We start from the raw sequence: 25,042 nt of genomic DNA, 5'->3' as shown, positions 1-25,042 counted from the left end.
TCGACGGTCAGGTCATCGGCGAAGTGCCGGTCGCCAGTGGCGTCGGGCACGTACTTCACAGTGACAACGATCCTCAAGCTCACGCCGGCTCTCCTACTGCAATCGTCTTGTACTTCGCGGCTTTGCTGCTGCGGCTGACAGCACCTTCTTGCAGGCAGCATAGGCGCCTGAAGCGGACTCCTCCGGTCGGGGCGGCCCGCGCTCCGAACGAAATATTACTCGTCAGTACACCCAGTTCCTGCCCACTGAGCAAGCGCTTTGAACTGTGACCTTCCCAACGCTGCGTAACCATGTGGAGCAGGAACTTCCGGGCGTGCCGCTCAGTCGCGCAGCGCGTTGAAGCGGCCCTGGTGGTAGAGGAGCGGGCGGCCGTCTCCCGCCGGATCTCCGCAGACCGCCTCCGCGAGCACGATCCGGTGGTCCCCCGCGGGCACCCGGGCGATGACCTTGCAGACGAGCCAGGCGAGGACGCCGTCGAGGACGGGAACCCCTTCGGGGCCTTCGTGCCAGCGGGTGGGGGCGGCGAAGCGGTCGGCTCCGCTGCGGGCGAACGTGCCGGCGAGGTCGGCCTGGTGCTCGCCGAGTATGTGCACGCCGACATGGCCGGCCTCGGCGACGGTGGGCCAGCTGGAGGCGCCGAGCCCGATGCCGAACGAGATCACCGGGGGTTCGGCGGAGACAGAGGTGAGGGAGGTGGCGGTGAAGCCCACGGGGGCGCCGCCGGCCGCCGTGATCACCGCGACGCCGGCGGCGTGCCGGCGGAAGACCGAGCGGAGGAGGTCGGGGGTGGCGGGCCGGGCGGTGCGCAGGCCGGGCGTGGCCGTCATGGAGCTGTCCTTCTGCCGGAGGGTTCGAGCGGGGTCCGTGGCTGCGTCAGGAGGCAGGACAGCGCGCGCTCGAACAGCGGGCCAGGTCGACGTGGACCCGCCGGCGGAGAAGGAGCTCATGAGGCATACGGTCAGCCTGACGATACGTGGCGCGTGCAGTCAAGCGCGTTCCGTCATCCGGAAACCGCCCCGCCTCTCCGGAAACCGTCACGCCGCCGCTCCTCCTGGTGGGTCCGCCGCTCTCAGACCGCTTGCCCCAGGGCGGCGATGACATCCGCCTTGCGCGGCTGTCCGCTGGCGCGGCGCACCTCGCGGCCGTCCGCCGCCAGGACGAGGACGGTCGGGGTCCGCACGACGCCGGTGCTGCGGACGAGGTCGAGCCGGGCCTCGGCGTCGATCTCGATGTGGGACACGCCGGGGACCAGGGCGGCGACTTCCGCGAGGACGCGGCGCGTGGCCCGGCAGGGGGCGCAGAACGCGCTGGAGAACTGGACGAGCGTGGCCCGCTCCCCCAGCTCGCCGCCCAACTGCTCGGCGTCGAACGTCATTTCACCTGCCGCCATCTCACGCCTCCTGAATTCACCGCTCCCCCGGCAGCGCCAGGCCGTCCCGGCGTATTCCCGAACACGTGACGAGGATCTCGCGCACGGCCGGAACCAAAGCTGGTCACTCGGCCGTTCTTGGGGCACGATCTGCGCAAGCCGGAAAACCTACGGCTGCGTAACTTACCGCTGGGAGCCCCTCTCTCCGGAATCCTCCGGTGGAAACTCCCCTCGGCACTAAGAAGGGTCCACCCCCTCCATGGCAGAGCTCGTCTACCGTCCGGTCATCGGCGCCGCCAGAACGATGTTCAAGGCGCTCGACCTGAAGATCGACTGCAAGGGCTCGGAGAACATTCCGCGTTCGGGCGGAGCCGTCCTGGTCAGCAATCACATCAGCTACCTGGACTTCATCTTCGACGGCCTCGCAGCCCTGCCCCAGAAGCGGCTCGTCCGCTTCATGGCGAAGGAGTCGGTGTTCCGGCACAAGATCTCCGGACCGCTGATGCGCAGCATGAAACACATTCCGGTGGACCGGACCCAGGGCGAGCACGCGTACCAGCACGCTCTGCGCTCGCTGCGCTCGGGCGAGGTCATCGGCGTGTTCCCGGAGGCGACGATCTCCGAGTCGTTCACGCTCAAGAGCTTCAAGACGGGCGCCGTGCGCCTCGCGCAGGAGGCCGGGGTCCCGCTGATCCCGATGGCGCTGTGGGGCACCCAGCGCGTGTGGACCAAGGGGCGCCCGCGCAACTTCAAGCGGCAGCACATCCCGGTGACGATCCGGGTGGGCGAGGCCCTGGAGGCGCCGCGCGACCAGTACGCCGGGGCGATCACCCGCCGGCTGCGCGAGCGGGTGCAGGAGCTCCTCGAAGCGGCGCAGCGCGCCTACCCCGTGCGCCCCAAGGGGCCGGACGACACGTGGTGGATGCCCGCGCACCTCGGCGGGACGGCTCCGACCCCCGAGCAGGTCAGGGCCGCCGAGGCCGGCTGAGACCGCCCGGCTCAGATCGCCGGACGGACGGTGAGCCGCGCGCCGGGGCTGACCTTGCCCAGGAGGTCGGCCAGTTCGGCGCCGGCCGCCTCCAGGCCCGCGTGCCCGCCCATCCCCTCCAGCAGGAACAGGGCGTCGACGGAGGTGTCGGTGAGCCGGGTGCGGGTGCCCTGGCGCCAGTTCCAGCGGCGGCAGGTGACGCCCTCGTCGTCGCACCAGACGACCTCGCCCGGCTCCGGGTGCTCGACGACCTGCTCACCGGCGGCGACGGTCACGAAGCCCTCGGCGCCGGTGGCCCGCAGGAGCCGCATCCCGCCCCGGATGCGGCCGAGGTCCTCGCCGCCGACCGGGATCAGATGGGCGACGCTCACGGCGTTGTAGACGTCCACGAGCGCATTGATGCGCGGCAGGCCGCCGTCGGCGAGGGCCCGCTTGGCGAGCGCCTCCGCGGAGTTGCGCGTGCGGTTGGGCTTGGCACCGAAGGCGGTGTACGCCGCGCGCCAGGCCACCATGTGCGGATCCTCGTGCGGGGCGCGCCCGTCGAGCCGCCCGGCCAGGCGGCGCGCCGCGTCGTCGAGGAGGGCCGCCGTCTGCGGGGTACTGGGCGCGTTGGTGAGTCCGTACGCCTCGATGGCGAGGTGGTGGAAGTCCGGGGCGATCTGGCGGACGTCGTCGCAGACGGTGAGCTGGAGCGGCATGGCCTGCCTTACGGGTCGAGCGAGTCGGGGAGGTGTTCCCAGAGGTAGGGCCGGTCCGGTGAGCGGCGCAGGACGTCGAGCACAGCCGGATGCGGTGCATCGAAGAGTACCGGATAGTCCATCTCATTGGACTCGCCGTCGGGCACCCAGGCCAGCCGCTCCCCGTGCAGCGAGAACTGGGCATCGACGCCCGGTTTGTTGCCCCGCGGGTCCTGCCGGTGCCAGGCGCCGTGGAACCGCACGGCGACCAGGCCGTGGAGGCACCAGCCCGTCCCCGCGTCATGGGTGAGCCGCTGGTAGCACAGGGCCGTGGGGATGTCCTCGGCGCGCAGGAGCGCGGCCAGGGCGTGGGCCTTGGCGTGACAGATCCCGGTGCGCTGCTCCAAGGCGTCGGAGGCCCGCCAGGTGACGCGCGGGTCACCGCTGTCGGCCGAGTGCACGACGGTGTCACGGACGAACTCGTAGGCGGCGCGCGCGTATGCATATGAGTCGGCGGCATCGCGCGCGAGGCGCGCGGCGGTCTCCCGCACCAGCGGATGGTGGTGGTCGATGGCGTCGTCCGCGGCCGTATAGGCCGAAAGATCGGGGTTCTGCTGGATCAAGAGCATGGCACGGGAGCATAGAAACGCGACCGGCCACCGTCAATGGTTTTACGGCCAGTCGCATATCTATGCAGCCATCGGGGTCCGGTGGTTACCGGGCCATCTCCTCCTTGAGCGCCGCGACGAACCCGTCGACGTCCTCCTCGCGGGTGTCGAAGGCGCACATCCAGCGGACGTCGCCGGCCGTCTCGTCCCAGAAGTAGAACCGGTAGCGCTTCATCAGCCGCTCGGAGACGTCGTGCGGGAGGCGGGCGAAGACGCCGTTGGCCTGGACGGGGTGGAGGATCTCGACGCCGTCGACGGCGCGGACGCCCTCGGCGAGGCGCTGGGCCATCTCGTTGGCGTGGCGCGCGTTGCGCAGCCACAGGTCCTTGGCGAGCAGCGCCTCCAGCTGTACGGAGACGAAGCGCATCTTGGAGGCGAGCTGCATGGAGAGCTTGCGCAGGTGCTTCATGTGCCGGACGGCGCCGTGGTCGAGGACGACGACGGCCTCGCCGAACAGCGCGCCGTTCTTCGTGCCGCCGAGGGAGAGCAGGTCGACGCCGGCCGCGTTCGTGAAGGTCCGCATCGGGACGTCCAGGGAGGCGGCCGCGTTGGCTATCCGGGAGCCGTCGAGGTGCACCTTCATGCCGCGCTCGTGGGCGTGGTCGCAGATCGCCCGGATCTCGTCCGGCGTGTAGAGCGTGCCCAGCTCGGTGGATTGCGTGATCGAGACGACCTGCGGCATCGCCCGGTGCTCGTCGTCCCAGCCGTAGGCCTGGCGGTCGATGAGGTCGGGGGTCAGCTTGCCGTCGGGGGTCGGGACGGTGAGGAGCTTGAGGCCGCCCATCCGCTCGGGGGCGCCGCCCTCGTCGACGTGGATGTGCGCGGACTCGGCGCAGATCACCGCGCCCCAGCGGTCGGTGACCGCCTGGAGCGCGACGACGTTGGCCCCGGTGCCGTTGAAGACCGGGAACGCCTCGGCGCTCGGCCCGAAGTGGCTGCGGACGACCTGCTGGAGGTGGTCCGTGTAGTCGTCCTCGCCGTACGCGACCTGGTGCCCGCCGTTGGCCAGGGCCAGCGCGGCCATGATCTCGGGGTGGGCCCCCGCGTAGTTGTCGCTGGCGAAGCCCCGGACCGTGGGGTCGTGGTGCCGGCGGGCATCGGTCTTCGGAGGGTTCACGGCTTCTCGGTCAGCCACAGACGGGTCCCGTTCACTTCGGCGGCGGGCCGGTTCCAGACGTCGGCGACGGCCTCGGCCAGCTCCTCGACGTCGGTGAAGCCCGCGAACTTCGCATGGGGGCGCTCGGCGCGCATCGCGTCGTGCACCAGTGCCTTCACCACCAGGATCGCAGCCGCCTGGCGGGGTCCGGCATCGCCCCCCGCCTTGCGGAAGGCGTCCCCGAGGGCGAGCGTCCACGCCTCGGCCGCGGCCTTGGAGGCGGCATACGCGGCGTTGCCCGCGGTCGGCTTGCTCGCGCCCGCGGCGCTGATCAGCAGGTAGCGGCCGCGGTCGGAGCGGCCGAGGCCCTCCTGGAAGGCGAGCGAGGTGTGCTGCACCGTGCGGATCAGGAGCTTCTCCAGCAGGTCCCAGTCGGCAAGGTCGGTCTCGGCGAAGTTCTTGCTGCCGCGCCAGCCGCCCACGAGGTGGACCAGGCCGTCGACGCGGCCGAAGTCCTTCTCGACGCGGGCGGCCCACTCGCGGGTGGCCGCCAGGTCGAGCAGGTCGACGGTGTCGCCGATGACGGTGGCGCCGCCGTGCGCGTACCGCGCCGCGTCGACGGCCTCGGCCAGCCGCTCGGGGTCGGCGTCGGAGCCGACGACCGTGGCCCCGGCCTCCGCGAGCCGCTTGAGCGTGGCGCGTCCGGCGGGCCCGGCGGCGCCGGCGACCGCGATCACGGCGCCGTCCAGCGGGTCTCCGGCGGCGCCGGTGAGGTGGGTCTCGGTCATGGCGGTCGCCTCCTGTGCGGGCTTGCTCATGCGGCGACCCGCTCGCCGTCCGTGGCGCGGATCCCCTTGGTCGACGCGATGACGCTCTTCAGCTTCTTGGACAGGGCCTCATAGAACATGCTGAGCGGAAACTCGTCCGGCAGCACCTCGTCCACGAGCTTGCGCGGGGGCAGGCTGGTGTCCAGGGCGTCGGGGCCCTTGGCCCAGCGGGAGCCGGGGTGCGGGGCGAGATAGGCCGACACGAGGTCGTAGGCGGCGAACCAGTGCACGAGCTTGGGGCGGTTGATGCCGTCGCGGTAGAGCGTCTCGATCTCGCCGCAGAGCTGGTTGGTGACCTCGGGGGCGCGCTGCCAGTCGATGTGCAGCTTGTTGTCGGTCCAGCGGACGACGTCGTGCTTGTGCAGGTAGGCGAAGAGCAGCTGGCCGCCGAGCCCGTCGTAGTTGCGCACCCGCTCGCCCGTGACGGGGAAGCGGAACATCCGGTCGAACAGCACCGCGTACTGGACGTCACGGCCCTGCGGGACGCCGTCGGCCTCCAGCTTCACGGCCTCCTTGAAGGCGGTGAGGTCGCAGCGCAGCTCCTCCAGGCCGTACATCCAGAACGGCTGGCGCTGCTTGATCATGAACGGGTCGAAGGGCAGGTCGCCGTGGCTGTGCGTGCGGTCGTGGACCATGTCCCACAGCACGAACGCCTGCTGGCAGCGGTCCTGGTCGCCGACCATCTCCGCGATGTCCGCGGGCAGTTCGACCCCGAGGATGTCCACGGCGGCCTCGGTGACACGGCGGAAGCGGGCCGCCTCGCGGTCGCAGAAGATGCCGCCCCAGGAGAAGCGCTCGGGGGCCTCGCGCACGGCGATCGTCTCGGGGAAGAGCACCGCCGAGTTCGTGTCGTAGCCCGAGGTGAAGTCCTCGAAGGTGATGCCGCAGAAGAGCGGGTTGTCGTAGCGCGTGGCCTCCAGCTCGGCGAGCCACTCGGGCCAGACCATGCGCAGCACGACGGCTTCCAGATTGCGGTCCGGGTTCCCGTTCTGCGTGTACATCGGGAAGAGGACCAGGTGCTGGAGGCCGTCCCGGCGCTGCGCGGCGGGCTGGAAGGCGAGGAGCGAGTCGAGGAAGTCCGGGACCCGGTAGCCGTCGTCGGCCCAGCGGCGCAGGTCGCGCAGGAGCGCCTCGTGGTACGCCGCGTCGTGCGGCAGCAGCGGGGCCAGCTCGGCGACCGCGGATATGACGCGGTCCACGGCCAGCCCGGCGGCGGACCGCTCGGGGGCGCCCTCGGCGTCGAAGTCGATCGACCCGTCCTTGTCCTGCCAGGTCCTGATCTCCTCCACGGCACCCTTGAGCACGGGCCACGCCGGGTGGTCCACCACCCTGTCGCCGACCTGTCGAGCCGAAGGAACGGTTTCCTCCGTACCCGCCTGCACAAGAATTTCCGTCATGACCCATCCTCCACGGGAGAACCTCGCGTCAGGACACCGTATGCGTCCGGGCTTCTCCGAGACAAGGGGGGCCTCGGGAAATTATCCTGCGCGACCCCCTGCTCCACCGCCGTTTTTCCTGTTTCCTGGCTGTGAAACGATGATGTCCGCCACATCCACCCGGGCCCGCCAGGACCGGCGAAGATCCTTGGGCCGGGTGCCGGAACTAGGCTGAGCCCCCGTCCCCGAACGTCAGGAGCGCCGCCGTGTCCGAGCCCGTACCGCCGCCGTACCCGTACCGCGACAGCGACCGGCCGGACGCGGCGCCCGCGCCGCACCCGCTGCTCGCGCCCGTGCTCGGGCTGCTGGGGAGCTGGCGCGGCCGGGGGCGCGGCGGGTATCCCACGATCGACGGGGAGTTCGCGTACGCGCAGGAGGTCACCTTCCAGCACGACGGGCGGCCCTTCCTGCGGTACGAGGCCCGGGCCTGGCTGCTCGACGGCGACGGGGCTCCGCTGCGGCCGGCCGCGCGGGAGAGCGGCTGGTGGCGGCTGCGACCCGAGGGCCGTCTGGAGGCGCTCATCACCCAGCCCACCGGCATCGCGGAGATCGCGGTCGGTCACGCGTCCGGGGCCGCGGTCGACCTCACGACCGACAGCGTGGCGCTCACGCCCACGGCCAAGGAGGTCGAGGGGACCCGGCGCCGCTACACGCTGGCCGACGCCGACACCCTGGAGTTCACGCACGACCTCGCCGCGGTCGGGCAGCCGTTGCAGCACCATCTGTCCGCCCGGCTGCGGCGCGTCAACTCCCTTGCGGACCCCGCCCGGTGACGCGGGCCGTTAGGCTCGGACACCCCGCGCGCGGCGAGCACGCGGGCAGCTGAGCCGCCAGCGACGGAAGCGAGACCACCTTGAACTTCCTCACCATCGGGCACCGCGGAGCCATGGGTGTCGAACCCGAGAACACCCTGCGCTCCTTCGTCGCCGCCGAGCGGGCGGGACTCGACCTCATCGAGCTCGATCTGCACCTGAGCAAGGACGGCGCGCTCGTCGTCATGCACGACGCCGACGTGGACCGCACCACGGACGGCACGGGCCCGATCGCCGAGAAGACGCTCGCGGAGCTGCGGACGCTGGACGCCGGGCGCGGCGAGCGGGTGCCGGTCTTCGAGGAGGTCCTCGACGCGGTGGCCTCCCCGCTGCAGGCGGAGATCAAGGACACGGCCGTGGCCCGGGCCCTCGCGGAGGTGCTGCTCCGCCGCGACCTCGTCCACCGGGTCGAGGTGATCTCCTTCCACGACGAGGCCCTGGCGGAGATCGCGCGGCTCGTGCCGGGGGTGCGCACCGCCCTCGTCGCCAGCCGCTACGGCACGGACGTGGTCCAGCGGGCCCGGGCCGTGGGCGCCACCGCCCTCGTGCTGAACATCCGGCGCCTGACGCAGGAGATCGTGGAGCACGCCCGCAAGGCCGACCTGCGGATCATCGGCTGGGTGGTGAACACCCAGGACGACCTGCGGCTGGTGCGCGCGCTCGGCCTGGACGGGGCGACCACCGACTACCCCGAGATCAAGCGCACCGGCCGCTTCACCGCCTGATCCCTCAGGCCAGCGGCTTGACCAGCAGCTCGAACCGCAGATCCGGACGCTGCGGGATCCCGAAGCGCTCGTCGCCGTACGGGAAGGGGCTCATCTGTCCCGTACGGCGGTAGCCGCGCCGCTCGTACCAGGCGATGAGCTCCTCGCGGACGGAGATCACCGTCATGCGCATCTCGCGCACGCCCCAGGTCGCGCGCGCCGTCCGCTCCGCCTCCGCGATGATCACTTTGCCGAGACCCGCGCCCTGGAGGGCGGGGCTGACGGCGAACATGCCGAAGTAGGCGTGGTCGCCGCGGTGCTCCAGCTGGCAGCAGGCGACGAGGGCCCCGTCCCGCTCGACCGTGAGCAGCCGGCTCTCCGCCGCCTCGACGACGTCGAGCACGCCCTGCGGGTCGGTCCGCTGCCCCTGAAGGATGTCCGCCTCCGTGGTCCAGCCTGCCCGGCTGTCGTCCCCGCGGTAGGCCGACTCGATGAGCGCGACGAGCGCGCCGACGTCGGCCGCGGTGGCCTCGCGGAAGCTCAGGCCGTCGGTGGCGGGGTGCGGGGCGGCGGTCATGGGCGGCTCTCCGATCGCGTACGGGTCCGGTGCCTGTCGGCGCCGTCGAGGTTAACCCGGTCGCACTACTGTGCATCGTCATGGTTCACGTACTGAGCAGCAGGGTTCTCATCCGGCCCGGCGACCCCGAGCGGTCGCGGGCGTTCTACGGCGAGGCGCTGGGCCTCGCCGTCTACCGGGAGTTCGGCACCGGGCCCGAGCGGGGCACGGTGTACTTCCTCGGCGGCGGCTTCCTGGAGGTGTCGGGCCGCGCCGAACCCCCCGTGGAACCGGCGTTGCGGCTGTGGTTGCAGGTGCCGGACGTGCACGCGGCGCACGAGGAGCTGGTGGCGCGGGGCGTGCCGGTGCTGCGTGAGCCGCTGACGGAGCCGTGGGGCCTGGTGGAGATGTGGATCGCCGATCCGGACGGCACCCGGATCTGTGTGGTGGAGGTCCCCGAGGAGCATCCGATCCGCTTCCGGCCGGGCATCTGACGTGCGGTGACCCGCGGCCCGTCGCAGGATGGCGTGGTGTCAGGGGATTCGGCGGCGCCGATCCGGATACATGACCGGGAGCGCTCCTCGCCTGTCCGTACACCGTCCAGCTCAGGAGAGATCCGAACCATGACCGCTCCCCGTACCTCGACCGTGCCCCGGATCCTGATCATCGGCGGTGGGTTCGCCGGCATGGAGTGCGCCCACAAGCTGGAGAAGGAGCTGAAGCCCGGAGAAGCCGTGCTGAAGCTCGTCAGTCCGATGGACCATCAGCTGTATCTGCCGTTGCTGCCCCATGTGGCGTCCGGTGTGCTGACCCCCCAGTCGGTCGCGGTGCCGCTGCGCCGGATGCTGCGGCGCACCTCCATCATCCCCGGCGGCGCCATCGGCGTGGACCCGAAGGCCAAGGCCGTCGTCGTCCGCAAGATCAACGGCGAGTGCGTGGTGGAGCACTACGACCATCTGGTGCTGACGCCGGGCAGTGTGACGCGGCAGTTCGACATTCCCGGGATCGAGGAGCACGCGGTCGGCGTCAAGACGCTCGCCGAGGCCGCCTGGATCCGGGACCACGTCATCTCGCAGCTGGACCTCGCGGCGGCCAGTTCCGACCCGGCCGAGCGGGAGGCGCGGCTGCAGTTCGTGGTGGTGGGCGGCGGCTACGCCGGCACCGAGACGGCCGCGTATCTGCAGCGGCTGACCACGTCGGCGGTGAAGCGCTACCCCGGTCTCGACCCGCGCGACATCAAGTGGCACCTGATCGACGTGGCTCCCAAGCTGATGCCGGAGCTGGGCCCGCGCCTCGGCGACAAGGCGATGGCGATCCTCCAGCAGCGCGGTCTGCACGTCTCGCTCGGGGTGTCGGTCGCGAAGGTCACCGAGGACCGGGTGACGCTGACCGACGGGCGTGAGCTGCCCTGCCACACCCTGATCTGGACGGCGGGGGTCGCGCCGAGCCCGCTGGTGGCGACGCTGGAGGCGGAGACGCTCAAGGGACGGCTCGTCGTCACCCCCGAGCTGACCGTGCCGGGGCTCGACGGTGTCTTCGCGCTCGGCGACGCCGCGGCCGTGCCCGACCTCGTCAAGGGCGGTGACGCGATCTGCCCGCCGACCGCGCAGCACGCGATGCGGCAGGGCTGGGCGGCGGCGCGCAATGTGCTCGCGGCCGTCCGCGGGACGCCGATGACGCCGTACCGGCACAAGGACCTCGGGCTCGTCGTCGACCTCGGCGGCATCCAGGCGGTGTCGAAGCCGATGGGCGTCCAGCTCACCGGGCTGCCCGCGCAGGTGGTGGCGCGCGGCTACCACCTGGGGGCGCTGCGGACCCTCACGGCGCGCTTCCGTACGGCGGCGAACTGGGGGCTGAACGCGCTGGCGGGCGACGACTTCGTGCGGACGGGCTTCCAGCGCAACCGGCCCGCGACGCTCAAGGACTTCGAGATGACGGACGCGTACCTGTCGCCGGAGGAGATCCGCAAGGTGCTGGCCGCGCAGGTCGCGGGGCGGTCGATGGCCCCGCAGAAGCCGGAGCTGCCGATCAACTGAACCCGCCGCGGCGGGTCAGGCCCGGGGGCCGCCCAGGCGGCCTTCGAGCTGGGAGAGCAACTCCCCGAGCAGCGCGCTGAGTTCCGTGTCGCGACCGCCGTCGAGCCCGCCGAGCACGGTCGCCTCGTACGCCAGCTGGCGGGGCAGTACCTCGTCGACGAGGGCGCGTCCCTCGTCGGTGAGGCTCAGATGGGAGACCCGCCGGTCGCGGGTGTCCCCGCGGCGGGCCACCAGGCCCCGCTCCTGCAACTGCTTGAGCCGCTTCGTGACGGCGGCGCCCGAGGAGAACGTCTCGCGCGCCAGATCGCCGGGGGTCAGCTCCCGGCCGGTGCGGCGCAACGTGCCGAGGAGGTCGAACTCGGCCCGGGTCAGCCCCGCGTGCCGCAGCGGCGCGTCCTCGGCCTGCTGGAGCAGGGCCGCGCACCGGTTGATCCGGCCGATGATCTCCATCGGGGCGGTGTCGACGTCCGGGCGCACGGCCTGCCACTGCTGTACGACCGAGGAGACGGTGTCGGGCGGCCGCGCCGCCGCCGTCTCGGCTTCCCTGCTCATGCTGCCTGCCCGGACCTTCCTCGACCGATACCGCTATCCGCGGGCGCCGCTCGGGTCGCCCGCCGTCCGTCCAGTCTCCCCGACGGCGGCCGGTCCGGGCGGCTGCCTGCGGACCGTCGCCGCGAGCGTACGGTGTCCGGCGCGCTCGGCCTCGACCACCCGCTCCTGCGGCAGCGCCCGCTGCCACCACTCACCGGCCGCCGTGTCGGCGGCGGCACGCAGCTCCACCAGGGCCGCGGCGAGCGAGCGGCGGGCCGATTCCAGGGCGGCGGGCGCGGGCGCGGGCGCCGCGAGCGTCCGCTCGGCGGCGGCGTGGGCGGCGGCGACGCGGGTGAGGGCCGCCTCGATGTGGTCGCCGGCGCGCCGGTTGGTCACGGCGACGGCGGCGACGACGCCGAGGAGGGCGCCGACCAGCGTGTCGATCACCCGGTCGGTGATCAGTTCGGTGGGTTCCTGGAACCGGGCGAACTCGGTGACGAGCAGCGCCATCGGCGTCACGCAGAGGCTGCCGAGCCAGTAGTTGCGGGTGATGAGCGCCTCGGCCCCGAAGCTGAAGGCCATGCAGCACAGCACCAGCGCGAGGGGGCTGAGGTGGGCGAGCGGGACGACGGCGGCGAAGACGAGCACCCCGGCTAGGTTGCCGACGACGCGCTGGACGCCGCGGTTCCAGGTCAGCGTCACGTTGGCCTGGTAGAGCGAGGCGGCGGTGACCAGGGCCCAGTAGGGGCGGCCGATGCCGAGGGCGAGCGAGGCGTATCCGGCCAGGGCGCAGCCGAGGGCGGTGCGCAGGGCGACCGGGAGCAGCGGCGAGCCGGGGCCGAGCCGCCGCCACCACGGCGCCTCGCTCGCCCGTTCGACCTCCGCGCCGAGCAGTTCGTCGTCGGTCCCGGCGATCCGGGCGGGTCGCGGTACGGCGCCGGTGCCGCGCAGCCCGGCGGCCCAGGCGCGCAGCTGTGCGGCGTCCGCGTCGCCCGGCGCGGCGAGGGCCACCTCCGCCCGTACCACCAGCCGTTCCAGGGCGCGCCGCGTGGCGCTGCGGGCGCCGGTGGCCAGCAGGGACTGCCAGGCCGCGTGCACGGCAGCGGCGGCGGCGCCGCGGGCGGACGCGTGGCCGGGCCGCTCCGCGTGGGCCGCGGCCGCGTTCAGGGCGCGGGCGGTGGCGCGCCGCTCCGGGCCGTGGGGGCGGACGAGCACGGGGGCCATGCCGACGAGCCAGGCGACGGCGCCGGCCCCGAGGGTGAGGGCGAGGTGCCCCGGCACCTGGCCGATGGTCTGCGGCGCGAAGAGCGACGCGGAGCTGATGAAGGTGAAGATCAGATGTCCGGGCGGACCGATCCGGGTCGCGTCGCAGAGGGTCTTCTGCGCGGCGGCGAGCAGGGCGCCGATCGCGACGAGGGCCGCCGCGGAGGAGACGAACGACGCGGCGACGAGGGCGACGGCGACGCTCGCGACCATCCCGGCGACCACGCCGGCCAGGGCCCTGGCGCGGGCCGCGTAGGGCAGGTTGTGCCCGTACAGGGCGCAGAAGCTGCCGGCCATCGTGTACATCATCAGGTCGAGCCGGCCGAGGGCGAGCAGCGTCAGGTTCGGCAGCGCGGCGGAGGCGACGACGCTCGTCGCGGGTTTGAACCAGATGTCCGAGGGCTTGTTCGCACGCAGCACTCCCGCCAGCGGGAGCCGAGGCCGGCGGACGGAGGTGCGCGGGGAGGGAGAAGCGGGCGGTGTACTGCTCATACCCAGAACCTTAGCAGGTGTTTTACCTGTAAAATATGCGACGTGGGCCACTCCCCCGGGACCGGGGGCGCCGCCGCGCGACCGCGCGTGCTTCCCTGCGCCGCCATAAGCCCCCGTATGCCGGGGCATCTCCCCCTGAGCCGCAGAGACTGAGGGGGGACCCGGGGTGCACGGACCGCTGTCGGCCGCCTGGCTGCTCGTCGCCCTGTGCGCGGCGAGCGGCGCGTACTGCCTGCTGCGGCTGCGCAGCGGGGTCGAGGAGCAGCGCCGTGCGGCGGGCGACGAGGCTTTCATGGGGTTCGGGATGGCGCTGATGGCGGTGCCGGCCGCCGTCCTCGCACCACCGCCCTGGGCCTGGCTGCTCTACGCGGCCGTGTTCGGGGCCGCCGCCCTGCGGGCCCTGTGGGCGGCCCGGCGCGGGGCGCACCACCTGCACCATCTGATGGGCACCCTGGCCATGGCGTACATGGCCGCCGGGATGGCGGCCCGCCCGGCGGCGCACGCCCACCACGGCGCGGCGGGCACCCCGGTGCTCACCGGGGTGCTGCTCGGGTACTTCGCGGTGTACGTCCTGTGGGCGGGGGCCCGCCTCGTCCCCGCCGCTCCGGCGGGCCCGGCCGGCTCGACCGGCTCGGCCTTCGCCGGCTGGGGCGACCGGCCCGAACTGGCGCGGGCCTGCCGGCTCTCGATGGGGATCGGGACGCTGGCGATGCTGCTGACGATGTAGTCCGGCGGGAAGCCGCCTCGCGTGGCCCCGTCGCGCCCCGAACCAAACCGTGTCGTAGGTCACTTGGCGCGCGAGATCATATCGCCGTGCCGCCCCGCCTCATAGGCTGACGGCCATGACGGTCCCCGTAGCGCTGTTGCTGCTCGGCGCCCTTCTCGCCCTGGTCGCCCCGCGCCTTCTGGCGCGCGCCGACTGGCCCGAGCGGGAGCCGGTCGTCGCGCTGTGGGTCTGGCAGTGCGTGGTGGCGGGCGTCCTGCTCTGCTGCACCCTGTCGATGGCGCTGAGCGCGGCCTCGGCGTGGCAGGCGGTGCGCGGCCACCTGTTCGCTCCGGCGCCGCACGCCGTGGTGGACGCGTATGCGCTGCGCACCACCGGGCCGTGGGCGGCAACCGTCGCCGTGGCGCTCGCGCTCGGCGGGGTGTGGACCGCCGCCATGCTGATCCGCGAGGTGCGCCGGGCGCGGACGCGGCGCGGCACACGGCGGGCCGAACTGCTGGTGCGCGCGCCGCTGTTGCCGGGCGAGGAACCGGGCCCGGACCGGCTCGTGGTCCTGGAGGGCGAGCGGCCCGACGCGTGGTGGCTGCCCGGACAGCGGCCCCAACTGGTCATCACCACCGCCGCGTTGCGCCGCCTGAAGGGGCGGCAGCTGGACGCGGTGCTCGCGCACGAGAGGGGGCACGCCCGGTGGCGGCACGACTGGCTGCTGCACTGCTCGGGCGCGCTGGCCACCGGCTTCCCGCAGGTGCCGGTCTTCGCCGCGTTCCGCGACCAGATGCACCGACTGGTCGAGCTGGCCGCCGACGACGTGGCCTCGCGCCGCTTCGGCCGGCTCACCATCGCGCTGGCGCTGGTCGAACTCAACGAGGACCGGGGCGTCTTCGGCCCCTGCCCGACGCCGCACACGCACGTCCCGCAGCGGGTGCACCGGCTGCTCACCCCGCCCTCGCGGCTGACCCCGGCCCGCCGTCTGCGGCTCACCGCAGCGGCCGCCCTGGTCCCGCTGGCTCCGCTGCTGGTGGCCTTCGTACCGGGACTGCGCGCGTTGGGATAGTGTGCGCCGCCCGTTTCGGGTGAGGATCTCCTGCATGCACCCGGCGCGAACCGACTCCCCGCCCCGGTCGCGCGCCCCGCTCACCGCGGCGCTCGCGACCGCCTGCCTCCTCCTGCTGGTCCTCGTGGCGGCCGGCTGGCGGCCCCTGCTGGACCTGGACACCTCGCTCGTGCGGTCCCTGCACCGCAGAGCCGTGGAGGAACCCGACCTCACCCACGCCGTCCGCATTCTCTCCGACTGGGTGTGGGACCCCTGGACGATGCGGGCCGGGTGCGCGGTGCTCGTCGTCCTCGTGGTGTGGCGGCGGCGAGACCGGGTGCTCGCGGCGTGGCTGGTGGCGACCTGCGCGCTGGGCACCCTCGTCCAGCAGGTGCTGAAGGCGGCCGTCGACCGGGACCGGCCGGTCTGGAGCGATCCGGTGGACTCGGCGCACTTCGCCGCGTTCCCCTCGGGCCACGCCATGACCGCGACGGTCGTCTGCGGGCTCGCGCTGTGGCTGCTGCGCCGGTACGGGGCCGGGTCCGCCCTCTGGGGCGCGGCGCTCGCCGTCTCGGTGGTGTCGGTGCTCGGCGTGGGCGTGACCCGGCTCTGGCTCGGGGTGCACTGGCCCTCGGACGTGCTGGGCGGCTGGCTGCTCGGGGCGCTGACGGTACTGCTGTCCACGACGGCGTACGAGAAGTGGCGTGGCCCGGAAGCCGCCCTTGCTCCACGGCTGCGCGGGACCGCAGGATCGGACGCATGACCATCAAAGCGGTGCTCTTCGACTTCTCCGGGACGCTCTTTCGCGTCGAGTCCACCGCCTCCTGGCTGCGCGCGGCGCTCGACGCGACGGGGGTGACGCTCTCCGACGCCGAGTTCACGCAGGCGGCGCGAGCGTTGCGGGAGGCCGGGGCACTGCCCGGGGGCACGACCGGCCCCGGCCCGGTCCCCGGCCACCTCGCGGAGCTGATGGCGGTGCGCGATGTGGACGCGACCCGGCACCGCGCCGCGTACACCGGCCTGGCCCGCGAGGTGCCGCTCCCCGACGACCGGCTCTACGACGCGCTGTACGACCGCCACATGCTCCCCGCCGCGTGGCACCCCTACCCCGACGCGCTCGACGTGCTGACGGCACTGCGCGAGCGCGGCCTGCCGGTGGCCGTCGTCAGCAACATCGGCTGGGACCCGCGCCCCGTCTTCGTGGCGCACGGTCTGGACCGGTACGTCGACGCGTACGTCCTGTCCTACCGGTACGGCGTCACGAAGCCGGACCCGCGCCTGTTCCGGGCCGCGTGCGAGGCGCTTGGCGTGGCCCCGGGCGACACCCTGATGGTCGGCGACGACCGCCGGGCCGACGGCGGGGCCGCGGCGCTGGGCTGCGCGGTGCACTTCGTGGACCATCTGCCGGTCGAGGGGCGGCCGGACGGGTTGCGCGGGGTGCTGAAGGCGGTCTGAGCGGGCCGGCTCCCCGGCCGGGCGGGCTCGGGGCTGTCTCCGGCCGCCAGTTGCGGGCGAACGGGCCCGGAATGACTGCACCGACGCGATCCGAGGAAGCGCACCTCGATTCTCACGCCGCGTCAAAGGCCGCCAGCAGGCGCTCGTACGCCGCCTTCGGCCGCAGGGCCGCGTCCCACGGCAGGGAATCGGCCGTGCGCGCCGGGTAGGTCCCGGTGTCGGCGGTGGAACCGTACCGGTCGGTGAATCCCCAGGTGGAGAACGATGTGCAGTTCGGCTCCTCCAGGCAGACCCGCAGCTTGCCCGCCATCTCGTCAGCCTGGGTCTGCCGCCCGTCCTCCTCGTCCTCGCCTATGGGGACGTCCATCTCCGACACCCGCGCCTGAACCCCGACCTCTGCCAGATCCCGCACATGGCTGCGGAAGGTCTCGGGGTCGGTGCGGTCGCCAGGTGCGTACTCATGGTTCTGGAAACCCACGCCGTCGATCGGTACGCCACGTCCCTTGAGCCGCTTGACCAGATCGTAAAGGGCGTCCCATCGCTCACCTTCCTCCTCGACCCCGTATTCGTTGAGGAACAGCCGTGCCGTCGGATCGGCCCGGTGGGCGGCCCTGAACGCCTCGTCGATGTACTCCTCTCCCATGGCCTCGAACCAGGGGCTCTGTTCGGAGCGCAGACCGAGATCTCCGTCGGTGTAGCTCCTGTCGTCGTCGGACATGGGCTCGTTGACCACATCCCATTCCGCGACCTTTCCTTTGAAGTGCCCGGCGACCACGGCGATGTGCCGGAGCATGGTCCGGCGCACCTCCTCGGGGTCGTCGTTCTCCCGCATCCAGCGGGGCAGAGCCTCGTGCCAGACGAGGGTGTGCGCGTGCACCTTCATGCCGTTCGCGCGGGCGAAGCGTACGAGGAGGTCCGCGTCGCGGAAGTCGTAGACGCCGCGGCGCGGGTGGAGGAACTGTGGCTTGAACGCGTTCTCCGGAGTGAGCATGGAGAACTGGCTCCCTGCGAGCGCCCGGTAGCGTGCGTCGGTCAGCAGCGGGTTCTCGGCCAGGGCGGCGCCGATGTCGAACGGCCGCCCCACGTCCGCGGCCCGCGCACGCAGCGAGTCGTCGGACTGCTCCTGGCGTAGCCGCGGCGCCTTGATCACGCGGAGCGAGTCACCGCTCTCCGCCCGCGCGGTCAGTTGCGTCAGGCGCCATCCCTCGCGGTGCTCGTCCTCGCCCGCGTCCGCCTCAAGACCGAACCAGACAGTGCCCTCGGCGAACACCCCCGGGTCCCGCACGGTTCCCAGTCGCCGCCCGTCGGCTGTTACGCGGAAGGTGTCGCCGATGCTCGACACGGCGAGCGTCACCGTCCCGCGGCAGGCGCAGTCGAAATCCTCGGAGGTGGCCGGCTCATCGCCCTCGCCGTCCCATATCTGTACCCTCACGTGTCCGCCGGCGGTCACGCCGACGCGGAGTGAGGGACGCTCCTGCCGCCACTCGTCATAGATGACCGGTACCCGTCCGTACAGCCGCAGCCATGACCCGCCGTCATCGTCACCCACACCGGACATGCGCGCGGTGACGGTGAAATCGCCGTCCGACCTGAGATGCGGGCCGGCCAGGTTCAGCGGGGGGTTGGGCCGGCCGCCGGAGGAGTCCTGCTCCACGATGCGCCGATCCAGTGCACTGACCCGCAGGACGTCGTTCCGCTCGGTGGTGCCCGGCAGCTGCGTCCAGTCGTGGTTCCGCAGCAGGTCCTCGTCGTTTCCACCGCCCGCGTCTGCGCCCCGCGCCGTACACCCGGCCGCCACCACCATGACGAGCAGCACGGCGGTCAGCCGCTGCCACGTCCCCCCACCAAGGACCACGGTCGCTCCCACTCTCTTGTCCGAGACGAGATCAACGCCTCGAAACCGGGCCACAGTTCATCACGCATGAGGTACGACAGCCTCATGGGGCATGTCCCAGCTCGGGTGGCGGAGCGGGCCGGATCGTCCCGGCCTGCGCGCGAGGCGCGTCAAAGACATGTGTGCCGGCGAGGTGGGACGGGCGGACGAGCCGCGGCCGGGCCGCCCTGAGTCAGAACGGGTACTCGGCGAAGCAGGGCGTACGCAATCGACCCGCTGAGCGCGCTGGTCGGCACTGCGGTTTCCCCTCAGGCCGCACCGGCACCGTCCGGAGGCCGGCAGGGCCGTGGCGCGGCCGTATTCGGACGATCCCCCGCGTCGCCCGAATACGGCCGGCCCACCCGTGCACACCGCACCCAGGAGGCCGGCGGCCGGGACGCGTTGAGTATAGTTGGCTGAGAGCCAGTCAACGCAGGAGTCAAGGATGTCCCCCCGAAGCGCATCGGTCAATGAGGAGTTGCGCCGGCGTTCCCGGGAGCGGCTCCTGCAGGCGACACTCGAACTCGTCGGGGAGCGCGGGTACGACGCGACGACGCTCGGCGACATCGCGGACCGGGCGGGCTCCGCACGCGGTCTGGTCTCGTACTACTTCCCCGGGAAGCGGCAGTTGTTGCAGTCCGCCGTGCACCGGCTGATGCACCGGACCCTCGAAGAGGCCCTGGAGTGCGAGCCGTCGACGCAGGACGGGGACGAGCGCCTCGCCCGGGCCGTCGACGCGATCCTGGGGCTCGCCCGGGACCAACCCGTGCTGATGCGCACGCACATGGCGGGCATCCTGCAGGCCGAGGGGTTCGTGCAGTGCCCGGAGCAGCAGCGGCTCGCGGCGCTGCTGCGCGACACCGTCGTACGGCACGGGACGCTCGACGTCGACCGGGACTATCCGCTGCTGCGCGCCGTGCTGATGGGCGCGGTCTTCGCGATGCTCGTGCCGGGCGCACCGATGCCGCTGGTGACGCTGCGCACCGAGTTGTTCGAGCGGTACGGGCTGGAGTGGGAGCGGGGCTTCCCGCCGGGCGACGGTGACGACGAGCCGCCCGGCGCGAGCGCGGCGCACGGCCGGACGGCAGACTTCTCCCGCTACTTCGAGCGGCCGCGCCCGGCCGCCGACGAGGACGGCCGGGCCACGGAGCCGCGTCAGCCGAAGTAGTCGGGCTGCGTCTGGACGTTCAGCTCGCCCATGCGGACCCGCTGCGCCGGGTCCGTCCGCCGGTCCTTGACCTTCAGGACGTCGAAGCCCTTCTGGATGTCGTTCGAGTAGATGTAGCCGTTGTAGTAGTACGCCGACCAGGAGCCGCCGAGGGTCAGTGTGTCGGTGGTCAGCGGGCCGCGCTCGAAGTAGCCGATCTCCTTGGGCCGGGTGGAGTCCGTGAAGTCCCAGACGGAGACACCGCCCTGGTACCAGGCCTGGACCATGAGGTCCTTGCCCTTGACCGGGATGAGCGAGCCGTTGTGGGCGACGCAGTTCTCGGTGTCGGCCTGGTGGCGCGGGATCTTGAAGTAGCTGCGGAAGACGAGCTTGCGCTTGTCGCCCTTGCCGGTGATGTCGTAGATGCCGTCCGCGCCGCGGTCGGGGCCGGTCGCGGCGTTGCAGGTGGCCGCACCGCCGCCACCCAGCTCGTCGGTGAAGACGACCTTGTTCGCCTTCTGGTTGAAGGTCGCCGAGTGCCAGAACGCGAAGTTCACGTTGTCCTGGACCTGGTCGATGACCTTGGGACGGGCCGGGTCCTTGATGGAGAACAGGATGCCGTCGCCCATGCAGGCCCCGGCGGCCAGGTCCTGGGAGGGCAGCACCGTGATGTCGTGGCAGCCGGTGGTCTTGGAGACGCCGGGGTTGACGGGCCCGCCCGGGTTGCCGCCGCCGTCCGCGCCCTCACCGGGGAACAGCACGGGGAAGTTGACCACGGCCGCCTTCTGCGGGGCCTTGCGCGGCACCTTGATGACCGAGATGCCGTCGTGCGGCGGCTGGCAGTCGGGGAAGGTCGCGCTGGGCGAGTACGAGGAGACGTAGATGTAGACGTCCTTCTTCTCCGGCACCAGCGTGTGCGTGTGCGAGCCGCACGCGGTCTCGACGGCGGCGACGTACTTCGGGTTCCGCTTGTCGCTGATGTCGAAGACCTTCATGCCCTCCCAGGACGACTTCTCGGTCGCCGGCTGAGTGGTGGAGGCGCAGGAGTTGTCGCTGCGCGAGCTGTCCGTGGAGAGGAAGAGCAGGTTCCCGGAGACGGAGATGTCGTTCTGCGAGCCCGGGCAGAGCACCTGGGAGACGGTCCGGGGCGCCTTGGGGTTGCTGATGTCGTAGATGCGGAAACCGTCGTAGTTCCCGGCGAACGCGTACCTGCCCTGGAAGGCGAGGTCCGTGTTGTAGTTCGGGAGCGCGTCCTTGGGGATGTTGGTGAGGTGCTCGATGTTGGCCGAGTGGACGATCTCGTCCTGGCCGGGTATCTCGCCGGCGGCGATCGCCGCCCCGGCCTCGGTCTCGACGCTCTTCGAGACGCCCTTGGGCGCCGCCGAGCGGTCGCCCGGATCGGGCGTCGCCGAGACCGGTCCCGCGGCCAGGAGCGCCGCGAGCAGTCCGGCCGCGGCCGCCCCGACTCCCAGGCGTCTGCGGCGCGTTCGGGTGGAGTCCTGCAACAGGGTCACTGTTGTCTCCCTGACTGACGATGACGTCATTGATACGTGAACGGTTCACGGATCCCCCGAGTATCGTCTTCATCATGCTCAGATCAACAGATGGCAACGGACTCGTCATGAAAGTTGCTGTTCCCGCGCTGCTCGCGGCGCTCGCGCTGGGGGCGACGGCGTGCGACTCGGGGGGATCGGATCAGGCCAACTCCCCTGCTTCGAACGGCCCTTCGGTCATCGCGCCGGGCCGGCCGGGGGAGGCGGCGGAGACCCTGTCGGCCCAAGACGCGCGGCGGCGCGGCGCCGACGACCAGCCCAACTCGGCCGACGTACGCTACGCGCAGATGATGATCGAGCACCACCAGCAGGCCCTGAAGATGACCGAACTGGCGCCGGAACAAGCCAAGTCGGGGCAGCTGAAGCGGTTGGCCGAGCGGATCTCGGCCGCGCAGAAGCCCGAGATCGCGGTGATGCGCGGCTGGCTGAAACAGCACCACCGCGTCGCGAGCCCCGAGGGGCACGACGCGCATGCGGCGATGCCGGGGATGGCGAGCGCGGCTCAGCTGAAGAGCCTGCGGGCCGCGCGGGGCGCGGCGTTCGACACGCTGTTCCTGAAACTGATGATCACCCACCACCAGGGCGCCGTGACGATGGCGACGGAGGTGAAGAGCGAGGGCAACGACGTGCAGGTGGAGGAGATGGCCGACGACGTGATCGCGCAGCAGACGACGGAGATCAGCCGGATGCGCGACATGTCCTGAACGGCCGCCCCGCCCGGGGCTCCCCGGACGCGGGTGGCGGTGCCATGCTGGGAGGAGCAGCGCACCTGCGGAAGGAGCCGCCTGTGCCGCACATCGCCGTCGTCGGATCGGGCCCCGGCGGGGTCTACACCGCGCAGAGTCTCGTTCAGCAGACCCTCCTCCCGGACGTCCGGGTCGACGTGCTCGACCGGCTGCCGTGCCCGTACGGGCTGGTGCGCTACGGGGTCGCGCCCGACCACGAGAAGATCAAGTCGTTGCAGGGCACCCTGCGGGCGGTGCTCCAGGACGAGCGCGTCCGTTTCCTCGGCGGCGTCGAGGTCGGCCCGGCCCTGCCCCCTTCGACGCTCCTGGAGCTGTACGACGCGGTCGTCTACTGCGTGGGTGCCGCGGCCGACCGGCGGCTCGGCGTGCCCGGCGAGGATCTGCCCGGCAGCTGGTCCGCGACCGACTTCGTGGCCTGGTACAGCGCGCATCCGGACGCCCGTGACGACGGTTTCGTCCGCGGTGTGCGCACGGCCGTCGCGATCGGCGTCGGGAACGTCGCGGTCGACGTGGTCCGCATGCTGGTCCGCGGCGCCGCCGAACTCACCCGCACCGACATGCCGCAGGCGGCGCTCGGCGTCCTGGCGGCGAGTGAGGTGCGCGACGTGTACATGGTGGGCCGGCGCGGTCCCGCCCAGGCTCGCTTCACCACCAAGGAGCTGCGCGAACTCGGCTCGCTGCCGGACACGGACATCGTGGTCGACGAGGCCGAGCTGGCCCTCGACGCGGGGTACCGCGACCCCGCCGCGCTGCCCGGCGCCGTCCGGCGGAACGTGGCGGTGCTGCGCTCCTGGGCGGACCGGCCGCACCGGGGAGGCGCCCACCGCATCCACCTGCGGTTCTTCCTGCGGCCCGTGGCGATCGTCGAGGGCGGCGGCCGGGTCGCGGGGGTGCGCTTCGAGCGGACCGCGCCGGACGGGCTCGGGGGCGTCGGCGGCACGGGCAGGTACGAGGAGATCGGGGCGCAGCTGGTGCTGCGCTCGGTGGGGTACCGCGGGGTGCCGCTGGCGGGGCTGCCGTTCGACGCGGTCTCCGGGACGGTTCCGCAGGCGGCGGGCCGGGTGCTGCGGGAGGGGCGCGTCTCGCCGGGCGAGTACGTGGCGGGGTGGATCAAGCGCGGGCCGACCGGGGTCATCGGCACCAACCGGCCCTGCGCCAAGGAGACCGTGACCTCCCTGCTGACGGACCTGGGCGCGCTGACGCCCGGCCCGGACCCGGCCCCCGGCCGGCCGGACCCGCTGGCCGGGCTGATCGCCGCCGGGGCGCGGCCCGTGGAGTGGGCCGGCTGGCAGGCGATCGAGCGGGCCGAGGCGGCGCTCGGAGGGTCGCTGGGACGCGGCTCCGTCAAGATCGCCGACTGGGCGGGACTGCTGGACGCGGCCCGGGACGCCCATGAGGCGACAGGCTGAGCACGGGCCGGGGCGTCAGAGCTCGCCGAGCCGGTCCGCCTGACGGGCCGCCGCGGCGAGGACGCTGTCGAGCAGGCCGGGGAAGAGCGCGTCCAGATCGGCCCGGCGCAGCCCGTTCAGCTTCGCGGTCCCCCGGTAGACCTGCTCGATCACCCCGCTCTCGCGCAGCACCCGGAAGTGGTGCGTGGAGGTCGACTTGGTCACGGGCAGGTCGAAGTGCGAACAGGACAGGCCCGGTGAGTCGGTCCCCTGCGCGGTCGCCATCTCGCGCACGACCGCGAGGCGCATCGGGTCGGAGAGCGCGTGCAGCACCGCTTCGAGGCGGATCTGAGCGCGTTCGGGGTGCGCGAGGGCCCGGCTGCCGGTGGTCTGCGCTGCGGCGGTCGTCATGGCGGCTCCCCTTGAAGTGTGCGCGGCGGCTCCCGCGTCCCGGCGTCCCGCGTCCGGCCGCCATTGTACGAGAATTCTCGTAGTTTGACAGTCACCGTACTACGACGTCTATCGTACGAGGGAGGCCCTGGAACCCGTACGAATGGAGTCCGTCGTGAGCGCGCTGTTCGATCCTTACACCCTGCGGTCGCTGACCGTCCCGAACCGCGTCTGGATGCCGCCGATGTGCCAGTACAGCGCCGCCCCCGAGGGCCCGCTGACCGGCGCCCCCACGGACTGGCACTTCCAGCACTACGGCGCGCGGGCGGCCGGCGGCACCGGGCTGATCATCGTCGAGGCGACGGCGGTCAGCCCCGAGGGCCGGATCTCCCCGTACGACCTCGGTATCTGGAACGACGCGCAGGTGGACGCGTTCCGCCGGATCACCGCGTTCCTGCGGTCCCAGAACACGGTGGCCGGCATCCAGCTCGGCCACGCGGGCCGCAAGGCCTCGACCGACCGCCCCTGGAAGGGCGGCGCGCCCGTCGCCCCCGAGGAGCACGGGTGGCAGGCCGTGGCGCCGAGCCCCGTGCCCTTCGACGACCGGCACCCGGTGCCGGCCGAGCTGACCACCGAGGGCATCGCGGAGATCGTCGAGCAGTTCGCGGACGCGGCACGGCGGGCGCTGGACGCCGGGTTCGAGGTTGCCGAGATCCATGGCGCGCACGGCTATCTGATCGGCGAGTTCCTCTCCCCGCACAGCAACCGGCGCACCGACGCCTACGGCGGCTCGTACGAGAACCGGACCCGGTTCGCCCTCGAGGTCGTCGACGCGGTGCGCGCGGTGTGGCCCGACGGGCTGCCGCTGTTCTTCCGTATCTCCGCCACCGACTGGCTGGAGGAGAACGGCTGGACCGGGGACGACACGGTGCGCTTCGCAGCGGAGCTCCAGGCGCACGGTGTGGACCTGATCGACGTGTCCACGGGCGGCAACGCCGCTGGTGTGCGGATCCCGGTCGGCCCCGGATACCAGGTGCCGTTCGCGGCGCGGGTGCGGAGCGAGGCCGGGGTGCCGACCGCCGCCGTCGGCCTGATCACCGACCCGCAGCAGGCCGAGAAGATCCTCGCGGACGGCGAGGCCGACGCGGTGCTGCTCGGCCGTGAGCTGCTGCGCGACCCCTCGTTCGCCCGGCACGCGGCGCGGGAGCTGGGCGCCGACGTCCACGTGCCGGAGCAGTACCACCGGTCCGTCTGAGCGGAGTCCGTTCCTGAAGGGGG

The 25,042-nt window shown here is 72.5% G+C and carries 26 protein-coding genes and 1 pseudogene; 13 read left to right on the top strand and 14 right to left on the bottom strand.

Going from position 1 to position 25,042, the window contains the following annotated elements:
• The 3 genes and pseudogenes from ABZY33_RS28800 to ABZY33_RS28790 form a co-directional block, all read right to left on the bottom strand.
• Positions 1-83 (bottom strand): annotated as a pseudogene (locus ABZY33_RS28800) (electron transfer flavoprotein subunit beta); the annotation flags it as partial.
• 237 nt (positions 84-320) lie between these two features.
• Complete coding sequence (locus tag ABZY33_RS28795; protein WP_356494611.1) at positions 321-827, bottom strand: flavin reductase family protein; 507 nt, start codon at positions 825-827, stop codon at positions 321-323.
• 242 nt (positions 828-1,069) lie between these two features.
• Complete coding sequence (locus ABZY33_RS28790; RefSeq protein WP_356494610.1) at positions 1,070-1,390, bottom strand: thioredoxin family protein; 321 nt, start codon at positions 1,388-1,390, stop codon at positions 1,070-1,072.
• Between the two features lie 238 nt (positions 1,391-1,628).
• On the opposite strand from ABZY33_RS28790, the gene ABZY33_RS28785 reads away from it, so the two are divergent.
• Complete coding sequence (locus ABZY33_RS28785; protein WP_356494609.1) at positions 1,629-2,357, top strand: lysophospholipid acyltransferase family protein; 729 nt, start codon at positions 1,629-1,631, stop codon at positions 2,355-2,357.
• Between the two features lie 11 nt (positions 2,358-2,368).
• Here the strand turns inward: ABZY33_RS28785 and ABZY33_RS28780 are convergent, their stop codons facing one another.
• The 5 genes from ABZY33_RS28780 to ABZY33_RS28760 form a co-directional block, all read right to left on the bottom strand.
• Positions 2,369-3,055, bottom strand: a complete 687-nt coding sequence (locus ABZY33_RS28780) for a phenylalanine--tRNA ligase beta subunit-related protein (protein WP_356494608.1) — start codon at positions 3,053-3,055, stop codon at positions 2,369-2,371.
• 8 nt (positions 3,056-3,063) lie between these two features.
• Positions 3,064-3,663 (bottom strand): transglutaminase domain-containing protein, encoded by a 600-nt coding sequence (locus ABZY33_RS28775; RefSeq protein ID WP_356494607.1) that lies wholly within the window; start codon positions 3,661-3,663, stop codon positions 3,064-3,066.
• 85 nt (positions 3,664-3,748) lie between these two features.
• Complete coding sequence (locus tag ABZY33_RS28770; RefSeq protein WP_356494606.1) at positions 3,749-4,819, bottom strand: low specificity L-threonine aldolase; 1,071 nt, start codon at positions 4,817-4,819, stop codon at positions 3,749-3,751.
• On the bottom strand, positions 4,816-5,586 hold the full coding sequence (locus ABZY33_RS28765) for an SDR family NAD(P)-dependent oxidoreductase (RefSeq protein ID WP_356494613.1): 771 nt from the start codon (positions 5,584-5,586) through the stop codon (positions 4,816-4,818). Before ABZY33_RS28765 ends, ABZY33_RS28770 begins: the two co-directional genes overlap by 4 nt.
• A 26-nt stretch (positions 5,587-5,612) precedes the next feature.
• A complete protein-coding gene (locus ABZY33_RS28760; RefSeq protein ID WP_356494605.1) occupies positions 5,613-7,022 on the bottom strand; it encodes a DUF6421 family protein in 1,410 nt (469 codons plus the stop codon).
• Positions 7,023-7,267: 245 nt separating this feature from the next.
• On the opposite strand from ABZY33_RS28760, the gene ABZY33_RS28755 reads away from it, so the two are divergent.
• Positions 7,268-7,834, top strand: a complete 567-nt coding sequence (locus ABZY33_RS28755) for an FABP family protein (protein ID WP_356494604.1) — start codon at positions 7,268-7,270, stop codon at positions 7,832-7,834.
• Between the two features lie 80 nt (positions 7,835-7,914).
• Positions 7,915-8,598, top strand: coding sequence for a glycerophosphodiester phosphodiesterase family protein (locus ABZY33_RS28750; protein WP_356494603.1), 684 nt, complete (start codon positions 7,915-7,917; stop codon positions 8,596-8,598).
• Between the two features lie 4 nt (positions 8,599-8,602).
• On the opposite strand, the gene ABZY33_RS28745 is transcribed toward ABZY33_RS28750, so the two are convergent.
• A complete protein-coding gene (locus ABZY33_RS28745; protein WP_356494602.1) occupies positions 8,603-9,154 on the bottom strand; it encodes an N-acetyltransferase in 552 nt (183 codons plus the stop codon).
• An 80-nt stretch (positions 9,155-9,234) separates the two neighbouring features.
• On the opposite strand from ABZY33_RS28745, the gene ABZY33_RS28740 reads away from it, so the two are divergent.
• Both ABZY33_RS28740 and ABZY33_RS28735 read left to right on the top strand, forming a co-directional pair.
• A complete protein-coding gene (locus ABZY33_RS28740) occupies positions 9,235-9,627 on the top strand; it encodes a VOC family protein (RefSeq protein WP_356494601.1) in 393 nt (130 codons plus the stop codon).
• 129 nt (positions 9,628-9,756) lie between these two features.
• Positions 9,757-11,169 carry an NAD(P)/FAD-dependent oxidoreductase gene (locus ABZY33_RS28735; RefSeq protein WP_356494600.1) on the top strand — a complete coding sequence of 471 codons (1,413 nt, stop codon included), beginning with the start codon at positions 9,757-9,759 and terminating at the stop codon, positions 11,167-11,169.
• A gap of 15 nt (positions 11,170-11,184) precedes the next feature.
• Here the strand turns inward: ABZY33_RS28735 and ABZY33_RS28730 are convergent, their stop codons facing one another.
• Both ABZY33_RS28730 and ABZY33_RS28725 read right to left on the bottom strand, forming a co-directional pair.
• Positions 11,185-11,721, bottom strand: a complete 537-nt coding sequence (locus ABZY33_RS28730) for a MarR family transcriptional regulator (RefSeq protein ID WP_356494599.1) — start codon at positions 11,719-11,721, stop codon at positions 11,185-11,187.
• Between the two features lie 33 nt (positions 11,722-11,754).
• Entirely contained in the window at positions 11,755-13,455 is a 1,701-nt protein-coding gene (locus ABZY33_RS28725; RefSeq protein ID WP_356494598.1) for an FUSC family protein, read from the bottom strand.
• A gap of 166 nt (positions 13,456-13,621) precedes the next feature.
• Between ABZY33_RS28725 and ABZY33_RS28720 the strand changes: the two genes are divergently transcribed.
• The 4 genes from ABZY33_RS28720 to ABZY33_RS28705 all read left to right on the top strand — a co-directional run bounded on the left by ABZY33_RS28720 (position 13,622) and on the right by ABZY33_RS28705 (position 16,667).
• A complete protein-coding gene (locus tag ABZY33_RS28720) occupies positions 13,622-14,182 on the top strand; it encodes a DUF5134 domain-containing protein (RefSeq protein WP_356494597.1) in 561 nt (186 codons plus the stop codon).
• A gap of 115 nt (positions 14,183-14,297) precedes the next feature.
• Positions 14,298-15,233: a M56 family metallopeptidase gene (locus ABZY33_RS28715; protein WP_356494596.1), complete on the top strand. Its 936-nt coding sequence runs from the start codon at positions 14,298-14,300 to the stop codon at positions 15,231-15,233.
• Between the two features lie 34 nt (positions 15,234-15,267).
• Positions 15,268-15,975 carry a phosphatase PAP2 family protein gene (locus ABZY33_RS28710; RefSeq protein ID WP_356494595.1) on the top strand — a complete coding sequence of 236 codons (708 nt, stop codon included), beginning with the start codon at positions 15,268-15,270 and terminating at the stop codon, positions 15,973-15,975.
• The gene (locus ABZY33_RS28705) at positions 15,972-16,667 is read left to right on the top strand and encodes an HAD-IA family hydrolase (RefSeq protein WP_356494594.1); all 696 of its coding nucleotides are present in this window, start codon (positions 15,972-15,974) and stop codon (positions 16,665-16,667) included. Before ABZY33_RS28710 ends, ABZY33_RS28705 begins: the two co-directional genes overlap by 4 nt.
• 112 nt (positions 16,668-16,779) lie before the next feature.
• On the opposite strand, the gene ABZY33_RS28700 is transcribed toward ABZY33_RS28705, so the two are convergent.
• Complete coding sequence (locus ABZY33_RS28700) at positions 16,780-18,522, bottom strand: endo-1,4-beta-xylanase (RefSeq protein ID WP_356494593.1); 1,743 nt, start codon at positions 18,520-18,522, stop codon at positions 16,780-16,782.
• 463 nt (positions 18,523-18,985) lie between these two features.
• On the opposite strand from ABZY33_RS28700, the gene ABZY33_RS28695 reads away from it, so the two are divergent.
• Positions 18,986-19,708 carry a helix-turn-helix domain-containing protein gene (locus tag ABZY33_RS28695; protein WP_356494592.1) on the top strand — a complete coding sequence of 241 codons (723 nt, stop codon included), beginning with the start codon at positions 18,986-18,988 and terminating at the stop codon, positions 19,706-19,708.
• Here ABZY33_RS28695 and ABZY33_RS28690 read toward each other — a convergent pair.
• The gene (locus tag ABZY33_RS28690) at positions 19,696-21,201 is read right to left on the bottom strand and encodes a hypothetical protein (RefSeq protein ID WP_356494591.1); all 1,506 of its coding nucleotides are present in this window, start codon (positions 21,199-21,201) and stop codon (positions 19,696-19,698) included. The genes ABZY33_RS28695 and ABZY33_RS28690 overlap by 13 nt on opposite strands.
• A gap of 107 nt (positions 21,202-21,308) precedes the next feature.
• On the opposite strand from ABZY33_RS28690, the gene ABZY33_RS28685 reads away from it, so the two are divergent.
• Both ABZY33_RS28685 and ABZY33_RS28680 read left to right on the top strand, forming a co-directional pair.
• A complete protein-coding gene (locus tag ABZY33_RS28685) occupies positions 21,309-21,944 on the top strand; it encodes a DUF305 domain-containing protein (protein ID WP_356494612.1) in 636 nt (211 codons plus the stop codon).
• A gap of 83 nt (positions 21,945-22,027) precedes the next feature.
• On the top strand, positions 22,028-23,395 hold the full coding sequence (locus ABZY33_RS28680; RefSeq protein WP_356494590.1) for an NADP oxidoreductase: 1,368 nt from the start codon (positions 22,028-22,030) through the stop codon (positions 23,393-23,395).
• Positions 23,396-23,410: 15 nt separating this feature from the next.
• Here the strand turns inward: ABZY33_RS28680 and ABZY33_RS28675 are convergent, their stop codons facing one another.
• Positions 23,411-23,785, bottom strand: a complete 375-nt coding sequence (locus tag ABZY33_RS28675) for a helix-turn-helix transcriptional regulator (RefSeq protein ID WP_356494589.1) — start codon at positions 23,783-23,785, stop codon at positions 23,411-23,413.
• Positions 23,786-23,939: 154 nt separating this feature from the next.
• Between ABZY33_RS28675 and ABZY33_RS28670 the strand changes: the two genes are divergently transcribed.
• The gene (locus tag ABZY33_RS28670; RefSeq protein ID WP_356494588.1) at positions 23,940-25,019 is read left to right on the top strand and encodes an NADH:flavin oxidoreductase/NADH oxidase; all 1,080 of its coding nucleotides are present in this window, start codon (positions 23,940-23,942) and stop codon (positions 25,017-25,019) included.
• The last annotated feature ends 23 nt before the right edge of the window (positions 25,020-25,042 follow it).

The sequence above is a fragment of the Streptomyces sp. NPDC006552 genome, assembly GCF_040611655.1.
GTDB lineage: Bacteria > Actinomycetota > Actinomycetes > Streptomycetales > Streptomycetaceae > Streptomyces.
Note: the sequence above shows the minus strand (reverse complement) of the source record. Positions and strands in the feature narration are given on the sequence as shown.

What these genes read in the sequence shown, in the direction of transcription:
- ABZY33_RS28685 (WP_356494612.1), top strand. Translation starts at nt 21,309, where the DNA reads ATGAAAGTTGCTGTTCCCGCGCTGCTCGCGGCGCTCGCGCTGGGGGCG.
- ABZY33_RS28785 (WP_356494609.1), top strand. Translation starts at nt 1,629, where the DNA reads ATGGCAGAGCTCGTCTACCGTCCGGTCATCGGCGCCGCCAGAACGATG.
- ABZY33_RS28795 (WP_356494611.1), bottom strand. Translation starts at nt 827, where the DNA reads ATGACGGCCACGCCCGGCCTGCGCACCGCCCGGCCCGCCACCCCCGAC.
- ABZY33_RS28710 (WP_356494595.1), top strand. Translation starts at nt 15,268, where the DNA reads ATGCACCCGGCGCGAACCGACTCCCCGCCCCGGTCGCGCGCCCCGCTC.
- ABZY33_RS28695 (WP_356494592.1), top strand. Translation starts at nt 18,986, where the DNA reads ATGTCCCCCCGAAGCGCATCGGTCAATGAGGAGTTGCGCCGGCGTTCC.
- ABZY33_RS28735 (WP_356494600.1), top strand. Translation starts at nt 9,757, where the DNA reads ATGACCGCTCCCCGTACCTCGACCGTGCCCCGGATCCTGATCATCGGC.
- ABZY33_RS28745 (WP_356494602.1), bottom strand. Translation starts at nt 9,154, where the DNA reads ATGACCGCCGCCCCGCACCCCGCCACCGACGGCCTGAGCTTCCGCGAG.
- ABZY33_RS28740 (WP_356494601.1), top strand. Translation starts at nt 9,235, where the DNA reads ATGGTTCACGTACTGAGCAGCAGGGTTCTCATCCGGCCCGGCGACCCC.
- ABZY33_RS28715 (WP_356494596.1), top strand. Translation starts at nt 14,298, where the DNA reads ATGACGGTCCCCGTAGCGCTGTTGCTGCTCGGCGCCCTTCTCGCCCTG.
- ABZY33_RS28775 (WP_356494607.1), bottom strand. Translation starts at nt 3,663, where the DNA reads ATGCTCTTGATCCAGCAGAACCCCGATCTTTCGGCCTATACGGCCGCG.
- ABZY33_RS28705 (WP_356494594.1), top strand. Translation starts at nt 15,972, where the DNA reads ATGACCATCAAAGCGGTGCTCTTCGACTTCTCCGGGACGCTCTTTCGC.
- ABZY33_RS28790 (WP_356494610.1), bottom strand. Translation starts at nt 1,390, where the DNA reads ATGGCGGCAGGTGAAATGACGTTCGACGCCGAGCAGTTGGGCGGCGAG.
- ABZY33_RS28765 (WP_356494613.1), bottom strand. Translation starts at nt 5,586, where the DNA reads ATGACCGAGACCCACCTCACCGGCGCCGCCGGAGACCCGCTGGACGGC.
- ABZY33_RS28760 (WP_356494605.1), bottom strand. Translation starts at nt 7,022, where the DNA reads ATGACGGAAATTCTTGTGCAGGCGGGTACGGAGGAAACCGTTCCTTCG.
- ABZY33_RS28675 (WP_356494589.1), bottom strand. Translation starts at nt 23,785, where the DNA reads ATGACGACCGCCGCAGCGCAGACCACCGGCAGCCGGGCCCTCGCGCAC.
- ABZY33_RS28725 (WP_356494598.1), bottom strand. Translation starts at nt 13,455, where the DNA reads ATGAGCAGTACACCGCCCGCTTCTCCCTCCCCGCGCACCTCCGTCCGC.
- ABZY33_RS28780 (WP_356494608.1), bottom strand. Translation starts at nt 3,055, where the DNA reads ATGCCGCTCCAGCTCACCGTCTGCGACGACGTCCGCCAGATCGCCCCG.
- ABZY33_RS28730 (WP_356494599.1), bottom strand. Translation starts at nt 11,721, where the DNA reads ATGAGCAGGGAAGCCGAGACGGCGGCGGCGCGGCCGCCCGACACCGTC.